Source organism: Ochrobactrum sp. AP1BH01-1 (assembly GCF_018066705.1).
Classification (GTDB): Bacteria; Pseudomonadota; Alphaproteobacteria; order Rhizobiales; family Rhizobiaceae; genus Brucella.
In genome coordinates, this window is sequence record NZ_JAGPOU010000007.1 from 118799 (window position 1) to 128735 (window position 9937).

Genomic DNA, 9937 nt, shown 5'->3' on the forward strand with positions numbered 1-9937 from the left:
ATGGCAGTCTACATGTACGTTGTCGCACGGGACTTTGGTTTTGCCCCGAATCCGTTCCACGGGGTTTGTACACTGGCTACATGCAAGCCAGTGGTGCGGCGGATGGCTCAAGAGGGTGATTGGGTTATAGGAATGGGCGGTACCAAGTTGGGGGCGGTGGGCCGCTGCATCTTTGCGATGCACGTTTCTGAGGCGCTGTCGTTTGACGAGTATTGGTTGGATACCAGATTCAAGGACAAGCGGCCTGTTAGAAACGGCAGCCGGACGATGATGCTTGGTGACAATATTTATCACCAAGAGAATGGCAGTTGGCAGCAGCTTGATTCGCACCATAGCCGCCCGGACGGCTCTCCCGACATCCACAACATCAAGACTGACACGGGGACAGACCGCGTATTGATCTCGAACCACTTCTTTTACTTTGGCAAGCAGGCGCCCGAAGTTCCCAAAAGAATTCTCGAAGATATTGGTTACACGAATCTCCGGGGACATCGCGTGTTCATGGAGGATGAATGCTTGGATTTGCTGAACTGGTTGATGACGACACAGGCTTCAAACTTGAATCGCGTTGTCGACGACCCGTTCCAGTTCCATCAGAGCGCTGCCCGCTATTCAGGCGGCGATGACAAGATTTTGGACTGACGGTCCGAAGCGGCTTACGACGCTTGCAGGACCGATCACGAGCGGGAAAGAACTGTTAGTATGACTGAAGGCGATCAGGAGCCCGTTACGAAGAGTACGTTTCACTCGGAACTCTCGAAACTTTCGAGCGCACAGGTTTTTGGCAACGAATTCCTAGCGGTGTACGGCAGCATGGATTGGATTGAAGACAAGCCAAACCGTGCTGCCGCGCATAAATTTCGAACGACACTAATCTCCAGGATTGCAACGGCTCGACTTCCTTATGGAAGCGGTACTGAGAAACGTGCACTTGAGAGCGTCGTCGAACTTTTCAAGAATGCCCGCGAAATCACCGCCGAGAATGTTGGTTGCGGAACTTTCGAAATCTTAGTTTGGCACGCCCTGAATTCGGTTGTCAGGCCCTTCACCGCAAAATGGCACCCTCTTAGCAATGCTGGAGCGCTTGAAGCCCTCGATGCTACTGATGATTTTCGCGCCGAGTTGTATGATCTGCAAATTGGTCTTCGAGAATTGGAGCGTGCCCTAGCTCGTCTGCAGGGCGCGGATGCCACCTCCTATGATCCTTCGCCCGCGATGGCGCTGGGCAACGGCGAAGAACGCTCGCCGATGGCAAAGTGGCGACCCGCTGGAAATATTGCTGATTTTAAGGCGACAGAGGAGGAGGCGGTTATCAGCCGTCGGCGCAGCTATGTCGTCGAGACTGAGCAAGACAGTGCAGCCGGTCTCGCGCTTTCCGGAGGGGGGATCAGGAGTGCCACCTTCTCGCTTGGTGTCTTAGCGGCCCTCGCTAGGAGAAATCTATTGCCTCAGTTCGATTACCTATCAACGGTGTCAGGCGGGGGATATACCGGCTGCTTTCTCGCTTCCCTTCTGGGTAAGAAAAACCTGCCGGAGGATATGGGGCTGGAGAGCGAACAACAGCCATTCAAGCGAAACGAGCAAGAATCTGACCTTTTGATGGGCGTGCGCCAACGCGCCAGTTTTCTCTCGGCGGGATTTGTCGAGCGACTGCTTCTGGTCATGCGTTCGACATATGGAGTTTTCGTAAATGTCCTGCTGCTCTTTGGCATGATAGCTTTCTTTGCCGCGGGCGAACGCAGCGTCAAAAGCCTCGTCGATTACTACGCAATTCCGTCCTGGGTCGCGTGGATTTGCCCAGTCTTCGCGTTAGCCATTCTAGCTTTTGTGGCACGCACACAAAAGTTGGGGCTCGAGGAGTTGAACGGAATTCACGGTGCTCTGGGTGCAGTTTTTTGCCTCCCGCTGGTGTGGAAAACGCTGCAAACCTTTCATAGCACGATATTCTGGCTTGCCGGCGATGGCTCCACCGGCCAACCATTGGATGGTCTCTCTGCCGCTATATTGGTTGCCGCGATTCTGATTGCCATACTAGGCGCCATTTCCGCAGTGTACGTGAAGATGAGGTCGGCTGCAGTCATTGGGATCGCCATTGTGTTTCTTTTGTTCGTTGAACACTCATTTTATGTTGTGTTTAGCGACCCAGAACCTTTTCACACGGCGATTACGCTTGCCGTTATTGCTGCCAGCCTCCTCCTGCTTTGGTTATGGGTCGATGTCAATGAGACTTCACTCCATCGGTATTACCGATCTAAGCTCGCGACGGCTTTTATTCATGTTGCGGTCGGGAACGGACCACCAAAGGTGAGTGAAATAGAATGCAGCAAGACATTGTATCCCATTATCAATTGCGCTCTCAATGCTCCCGGGTCAAAACAGCCAAGAATGCGGGGCCGTCTTGCTGACGTCTTTTCCTTCACCCCGCACATGACTGGGAGTAATTTGATCGGTTATAGTAAGACTTCCGCTTGGGAAGTCTGCAACCCCTTGCTGGACCTGGCATCGGCGATGGCTTTGTCTGGCGCGGCTGTTTCACCACAAATGGGACTGCGAACGACAAGACGCAGCAGTTTCTGGTTAACCTTGTTCAATGCTCGCCTGAACGCTTGGTTGAGAGATCCACAAAAGGTTGCGCCGAAAGCTATTCCGCCAACCGACTCTTTTTTTGTAAGAAATGGGCCTGGCCTTGGTTATCTAGTGCACGAGTTCTGGGGAAACGCTGATGAAAGTCTGCCCTATTCGAACATTTCGGATGGCGGTCATATCGAAAATCTTGGTGTCTACGAACTCCTCAGACGTCGCTGCCGCTACATCGTTGCGGTGGACGGTGAGGCCGATCCCAAAATGACCTTCCATGCGCTGACAAACCTTCAGCGCTTGGCATATATCGATATGGGTATTCAGATTGATGTGGACCTGGATGAGCTACGCCTCCAAGACTCCGGCTTTAGCCGGTCGCACTTTCGCTTTTGTCGAATTCGTTATCCGACCGGCAATAACGAAAATCCGTGGGAGATCGGACATCTTCTCTATGTGAAACTATCTCTCACGGGAAATGAAGGCGAATTTCTCAAGAGGTACCGTCTTGATGAACCGATGTTCCCTCACCATTCGACAGCGGATCAATTCTTCTCTGAGACCCAGTTCGAAGCATACCGCGCTCTTGGTGAGCACGTTGGCGATAAGCTTTTCATGAAAGCGATCATTGGGGAGCTTGCGAAGAAGCGATCAATAAAGCTGGACAAGTGGATGAACCAATACGCCGAGAATTTTCCAATGAGGTCTTCGGTGGATCAGCCTTGGGAGCGAGATGAACAACACAGCCGCGGTAAACAGTGAGACCCCAGGAATAAACGCGCCCTCGAAGTCGGGTCCGAATTATATGGGTTAAGGCGGCAAGTTGATACGCAGGCAACGTAAATGCAGTTGTGATAATTAAGGGCGCCCAGATGCCAGATGTCTCTTCGCAGGAAGTGCTTCGTGCCACACTGCCCTCTGAGACGACGGAAGCGGTCGATCATAGGGTGTTTCTTTGCCATAACAACAGTGACAAGCCGATCGTTCGAGAAATCGCGGAGCAAATTGAGAGCGAATACGGTCTCGCGAATTTTTTAGACGTTTACAGTATTCCTGCGGGCGCCACCTTCATGCCGTTCATTGAGTCGGAGTTAAACGTTTGCACATGCTGCGCAATTTTTCTCGGTGGAAATGGTTGGGGTCCCACGCATCTTTGGGAAGCTGAGCTGGCTGTCGCCCGTTACAAGGCAGATCCAAAATTCAAGCTGATTCCGGTTATGTTGCCCGGCGTTCTAGACAGCGACATTGCCCGGTTAGCGTCTGGCAGTGTGTTCCGGGCGCTGAACTATGTCGATTTCCGTGGTTCGCGGCTGGAGCCCGACAGTATCAGGAAGTTACACCTTGCTCTGACTGGCCTCAATGATGGGCAAATTTCCCGGCGTGGGCTCACCCCCTTCATCCTGCATCGTGACACGAAATTGTGGCATCAGCGGCAGCGCAAGGACAGAAGCCTGCTCTATTCCGGAGCTAAACTTCTCGCAGCACAGAAGTTGCTGGAGACAGCTGCTGGTCTCCTTGATGCGGGGGAAGTTGCCGCTTTCGTTCAAGCTGGCTTTGAGGCACAACGTCGCTTTTGGCGGAACGTCTTCACGGCGTCGTCAATAGCTGCATTAGCGCTCATCATAGCTGGAGGTGTTGCGTTTTACCAATGGCGACTTGCCGAAAGCAGGCACTTGGTAGCCGTCTCTCGCGGTTTGGCACTGGAAGCAGACTCAGCAAGAGGTGTAACCCAGCAACTCTTGATCGCTGCAAACGCAGTAAACGTAATTAGTACGGCAACAGCACGCGCGAAGTTGCTGGCAAAGCTAGACCAATGGAGAAACTTAGTCGCTACTTCGCAACTGCGAAATTTTGAGTTTACCGCGGCTGAGTATCGAACGGAGACTCGCTCGCTCCTACTCGGAACTTCAGATGGGACAATTGTGGAAGTGCCTTTGAAGTTCAACGATGATAATGCGGCTTCTGGCGCTGCGTTTCTAGAGGCAAAGCCGTTGCTTCAAACCCGCGGAGAGGGCGAGGTTCGTGCAATGGTCATGGTCTCTGGAGGCTCGGTGCTCATCGGCTTTCAATCGGGGCGAGTGGAAATGTTAGGTCCTGATGGTCGTCATCGAGAAGTTCGACCCGCACCACACCCTGTATTGACAAATGTAGGAGCGATGAAAGACCAGGGGGTGCGCTCATTGGCCGTTTCGCCAACTGGTGATCAGATAGCGATGGGCGATGGTCGTGGTGTAATGGAAGTAAGAGATTATCCCTCCTTCGCGCTCAGCTTCCCGGCAATAGACTTGTCCGACCAACTGCGCGTCAACGCAGTAACCTTTCTTGGAGTGGATAAAATCGTTGCTGGCACCGGTTCAGGCTACGTGAACGTGTTTGATGCTCGAAGCGGTGCGCCCATCGCAAAAATCCCGAAACAAGGATCTGAGGTTTTCAATGTTGCCGATATTGGTGATACCAATCGGTTCGTCGAGGTTACTGACGAAGGACTGGTGCGGACTATGAAGGTGGACGCCCAGCAGCAAGCCATTTTGTCTGACCCCATGGGCTTCCTTTTTCAGCTACCTCCCATGATCGTAAATACGAAGATACAAATGGCAGGAGGGGCAATAGCTGTTGGGTATCCAGACGGCGTAATGGAGGTTAGGGACAATTCAGGGTCTCCTCTTTTGGATCGAATGCAGCCACATAGCGATCAGGTCGGTGCCTTCGTATTCGTCCCCGGTACCCGTCTTCTCGTGTCGGCTGGAAGGGATGGAGTATTGGCACTCTGGCGTTTGGACGGACATGGTTCTGGGGCAAGACCCGTATCGCACTTCTCGCACGGGAGTGTTGACACACTTGCTGTAGACAAAAGCGGTAAGATCTTCGCTGTCAGCAAAGGCGATGATAGTGCCAGTGTGTGGGAATTTGCATCTACAGGATGGGTTCAGCTGCTGGATTTGCTCGATCTCAGAAGAAAGTTGACAGGCGAGTTAATCGAAATGCCTGATCGGCAGCCCGATGACGAGGGGTTTGTTGACGTTACGGGCCAACCTGTCGAAAACGTCGTTATCGCAGCTGATGCACAACTCGCGCTGTGGAGCACCTTTGATGGGATGGTGTTCTCAAGCAAGCTGTCGTCGGAAGCGGTGGCGAAGCAGAATTTAAAAGCGGGTACCCGAATCGCGGATCTCGCACTCAGCGCAAACGGCCAGTTGGCAGCGGCCCTCCAAGATAGCCGCACAGTAGTGATCTTTGCTCCTGGCTCTTCTATCGAGACTGCCAAGCGCGAGATCAAGCTGAACTTTGACGCGCGGAGCATCGGTCTAAGTGCCGATGCCGAGAAATTGGCTGTCGGAGGAACGGATGGTGCGGTTCGGCTTTATGACCTGCAACGGCCCTCTAAAAAGCCGCTAACGAACTCGCTTATCTCCAGCGAGATCGCTTCTGTAACCTTCACGCCAGAGGACAAGTCTCTGGTAATCCAAGGTGCAACCGCAGGCAAGGACCCGCGGTCGCTCGCAATTGCGGAGACGAGCTTACAAAATGTCCGCTACTTGCCGATGCCTGACGCGATGGCTGGAGGCCCAACATCAATAGCGATTTCACGCGATGGAAACACACTGGCAGCGGCGGATGTCGGTGGAAATGTACTTCTGTGGGACCTGAAGGAACGAAAGAGCATCGGTGTCAGTTCACTGGATGGGTCTCAGATATCTGCCTTGGCGTTTAATCTGTCAAACGATGTGGTGGCAACAGTTTCGACAGGGGACAACATTTTCGAATTCGCTACCGCGCCAAGCGCACTCACAAAACGTGTCTGCGACCACGCGGGGGGGGGGGGACCTCGATGCCATGGAATGGTCGGATTTGGAGACAGACTTGGACTATAGGCACATATGTAGGGACGATGTTGCTTTAAGCACGGGAACCGTACGGTAAGGGGGGCACCTATCCCGAAACCGATGGCGTTCTTCAAATACTGATAGTGGTCAGACTCATTGGGGCTTTGGGGTCGTATCGCGCAATGTCGCAATCAGGCTGTCAGCGACCAGCTTAAGCATTTGCCGCGCTTCAACGATCGAAGCCTCTTCGTGGATTTTTTCAATGTTCGCGACTGTCAAACCGGTTTCGGTTGTATGGTTCGCCTGCGCGCCTTCCATCGTGCGTCCTAGCGTCTCCGAGAATATTTGAGTTACCTCCTCGTTGGCGAAATCCGAGGTCGCGCTCATAAGAGAAATAATGCGAGATTCCATAGAAGGGCGTTCGTGGGCGTGAACTAGACGATGCCGTTCACGTAGCCTACGTTGGAATTGCTTCTCAAAAGCACGATCAAACGCGCTTCTCTGATTGCTTACTGGAAGGCCACAGTCGCTACAAATTTGTGCCAAAAACGTCAGGAGTTCGGCCGTTCGAACCTGAACGATGTAGAGTTCTCCGCTGCGAAGGCTCTGGCTGTGAATTTGCCAGGCGTTCATCAGTTGCGCGTCTGATCGCAGCTCTTTTCGATACTGGGTCACGTATTGATAAGCCAGAATGCGATCTAAGATCTGTGTAAGTTCGTCGGCCACAATGACCCAATATCTGTCCAAGGTGGCAAAACTCAGCTTGTTGTTGGGCGATACTCGCTTGAGCATTAGCTTAGTCGCTTCATTTGACGGAATGCGCCCTGGAGAAGCTTCGCATGCCGCTCTTAACGGGGCAGTAATTAAGTAGACCAGTCTGGCTGTCGTGGCGGGGGTGAGGGGAGGGAGATCTTCGTCGCTGTTTTTCATATCCCTATCGTCGCGGCTTGTTCAGAACGCCGTTGAAAATCAAATCGGCTTCCAACAATAACTGTGGGTTCTCGGCAACGGCAATACCTTACAAGGAAACAGTTCTCGACTTGCTTTAGATGGGGATAGCCTTGGAAACGAAGGTGGCTCCCTTGAATTTCGTTCTTGCTTCGTTCATATGGATTTCGATGCATCGCGGACAGGAGGTAGACTTGGGAGTGACTTACAATGGACGCCCCTTCAACTCCAAGGATTTCGCCTCTGATCTTGAGAAGGCCATGGTCGATGGAGTGAAAGATCAACTCTGGGAGAAAATCTCGGCAATTCGGCACTCGGAAACAGACGAGTTCCCGACCGTTTTGGTCCACGGTGACGACCTCGAAGATATCCGGCTGACCATCGAAGGATCGCCGGAGTTACTGCAAATCGTGAGACTGAGCTTGTCGGACGACGAACAAAACGCAACCCACTTCAGTTCGCTGAGCAGAGGAACGCCTAAAGCTTTCCTTAGCTACCCGTTCGAAGATCGAGAGTTTGCAGGGAGAATCGCCAGAGGGCTCATGGCAAAGGGGATCGATACCTGGTGGGCCGAGTGGGAGATCGGCCCGGGCGATAGTTTACGTCGAAAGATCGATGAAGGATTGGGAAATTGCACCCACTTTATCGTGCTGCTCACACCGAGCGCATTGGAGCGACCTTGGGTACAAGAGGAAATGGATGCGGGTCTCGTTAGACAGATCAGCGGACAAGCTCGCTTTATCCCTCTACGGTACGGAATTTCAACGAGTGAGCTCCCTCCACTGCTGTCCGGAAAGCTTGCTCCGGAAATGACTCTTCCGTCATTTGATAACGACCTGCGCAATTTGGTCAACGCGGTGCATGGTCTGTCACTCAAGCCGGAGCTCGGACCGGCGCCCACCACGACAGAACTTCCAGCAACTGGCTTTTCTAAAACCGCAACCGCGGTGGCGAAGGTATTCGTGGAATCCACGCAGACGGCCATGTTCGGAGATCCGCAGAAGACGATCGAAGAGCTAGCTATAGCCGTGGATACGTCCGAAGAAGACGTCGAGGACGCATTGCATGAGTTGCGTGATATGGTCACAGAAAGCTTTAGGCGCATTTTGCCTAAAGATAGTTTGTTTGCCCAGTTTGATAAATATTTCATGGACTGGTCGGCTGAGGAGGATGCCTTAAGGATCGCCGCCGACTTGGTCAATGATGATGAGTTCCCCCATGAAGCTAGCAAGGTGGCTGAACGGTACGGCTGGGATCGTAGGAGAATGAACCCCGCTTTGAGCTATCTGTTGGCACGACGGCTGATCGTTGACTATCAGGTACTCGCTCATGAATTTGTTTCGTATCGCGTGGTGAAAACCGACGCGACCCGCCGCTTCGTAAAAAGTCGCAGCTAGTTTCAATGGACCACTATTTTGATAGCCAGAAGCGCCGCAAAGTTTTCGTCAGCTACCACCATCGGAATGACCAGGCTGCGTACGATAGCTTCTCTGCTCATTTCCACGATGGCCTTGAGACGATCACCGATAATTCCCTAGACCGCGCGATCGACAGTACCAGCTTTGAGTACATCATGCGGCGCATCCGTGATACCCATCTCCACGGCAGCTCATGTACGATCGTGCTCTGCGGCGCCGAAACTCCAAAACGCCGCTATGTAGACTGGGAAATTCATGCCTCGCTGGGGCAGGAGATGGGCCTCGTTGGTGTCGGGCTGCCAAGTATCGTTTGGGAGGGAAATGGGACTTGGAAGCCTGCCCGACTTCAAGACAACATTGACTCAGGCTACGCCGCATGGGTCTTGTGGCGCGATCTCGTGGTAAATCCTCAACTGTTTATTGCAAAAATTGAAGAAGCCCTCGCTAATCCTAAGTCGAAAATCTCGAACCATCGACAACGTATGGCGCGAAATATATAGCGGCAGTTTTTCCGTGTTCTCACACGAAGAAGCGCGTAATTTTGGGAATGCAGGCAAGAAGACGTGTACGAAATCGCGAGCTGATGTCACCCAGTATAGTTTCGTTCGATGGCCTGGGGCGGCAATCCAAAGATCATTCTCCACGATCTGCAACATTTTGTTGGTTATACGGTCCGGCCATGCTTCCACCCATCGTGGGGCATGACACTTCGCATTGAACTTGATTTTACATGGGTTTACGCTGCGGTACGAAATAGGCCGCTGCGGTTACCGGCAGAAAGAGATTTTAGTAGAGCATGTGGTGGATGCGATGATCGCAAGTTAAGATTAAATCCTGCCCCCGCAACCAAACTCCCCTGAAAATACTAAAAGCGTTGATCCGCACACCATCCTGGTCGCAGCTATGCCGCTTGCGCAAGCTCTGTGGAGCAGCCCGTTCGACCTAAAATCGATTCACTGGATCGATTTTTTTAACGGTCTCACCTCATCAGGCTCATAACCTGAAGGCCGTAGGTTCAAATCCTGTGACCTTGCCCCGTTGAAATAATCCATTTTGAAGTAAGCTCTGGCCCATTGAGAGGACCAGAGAATGAAGCGCAACCGTTTTACAGACGAACAGATCATCGGCATTCTGAAGGAGCACGAGGCGGGCACGCCTGTCGCGGAGCTT

At 52.6% G+C, this 9937-nt stretch carries 7 protein-coding genes; 6 read left to right on the top strand and 1 reads right to left on the bottom strand.

Annotation, left to right across the window (positions count from 1 at the left end; genetic code table 11):
• The 3 genes from J9800_RS21615 to J9800_RS21625 all read left to right on the top strand — a co-directional run bounded on the left by J9800_RS21615 (window position 1) and on the right by J9800_RS21625 (window position 6449).
• Window positions 1–642, top strand: coding sequence for an Nmad2 family putative nucleotide modification protein (locus J9800_RS21615; RefSeq protein ID WP_114217295.1), 642 nt, complete (start codon window positions 1–3; stop codon window positions 640–642).
• 60 nt (window positions 643–702) lie between these two features.
• Window positions 703–3339, top strand: a complete 2637-nt coding sequence (locus J9800_RS21620) for a patatin-like phospholipase family protein (protein WP_286167672.1) — start codon at window positions 703–705, stop codon at window positions 3337–3339.
• A gap of 110 nt (window positions 3340–3449) precedes the next feature.
• Window positions 3450–6449 carry a toll/interleukin-1 receptor domain-containing protein gene (locus J9800_RS21625; protein WP_210845930.1) on the top strand — a complete coding sequence of 1000 codons (3000 nt, stop codon included), beginning with the start codon at window positions 3450–3452 and terminating at the stop codon, window positions 6447–6449.
• 105 nt (window positions 6450–6554) lie between these two features.
• Here J9800_RS21625 and J9800_RS21630 read toward each other — a convergent pair whose 3' ends face one another.
• Window positions 6555–7331, bottom strand: a complete 777-nt coding sequence (locus J9800_RS21630) for a hypothetical protein (protein ID WP_114217293.1) — start codon at window positions 7329–7331, stop codon at window positions 6555–6557.
• Window positions 7332–7549: 218 nt separating this feature from the next.
• Here J9800_RS21630 and J9800_RS21635 point away from each other — a divergent pair, with 218 nt between their 5' ends.
• The 3 genes from J9800_RS21635 to J9800_RS22265 all read left to right on the top strand — a co-directional run.
• On the top strand, window positions 7550–8746 hold the full coding sequence (locus J9800_RS21635; protein ID WP_286167675.1) for a toll/interleukin-1 receptor domain-containing protein: 1197 nt from the start codon (window positions 7550–7552) through the stop codon (window positions 8744–8746).
• A gap of 5 nt (window positions 8747–8751) precedes the next feature.
• Window positions 8752–9267, top strand: a complete 516-nt coding sequence (locus tag J9800_RS21640; RefSeq protein WP_210845931.1) for a TIR domain-containing protein — start codon at window positions 8752–8754, stop codon at window positions 9265–9267.
• Window positions 9268–9856: 589 nt separating this feature from the next.
• Window positions 9857–9937 (top strand): transposase (locus tag J9800_RS22265; protein ID WP_353618732.1); only part of this gene is annotated, 81 nt, incomplete at its 3' end.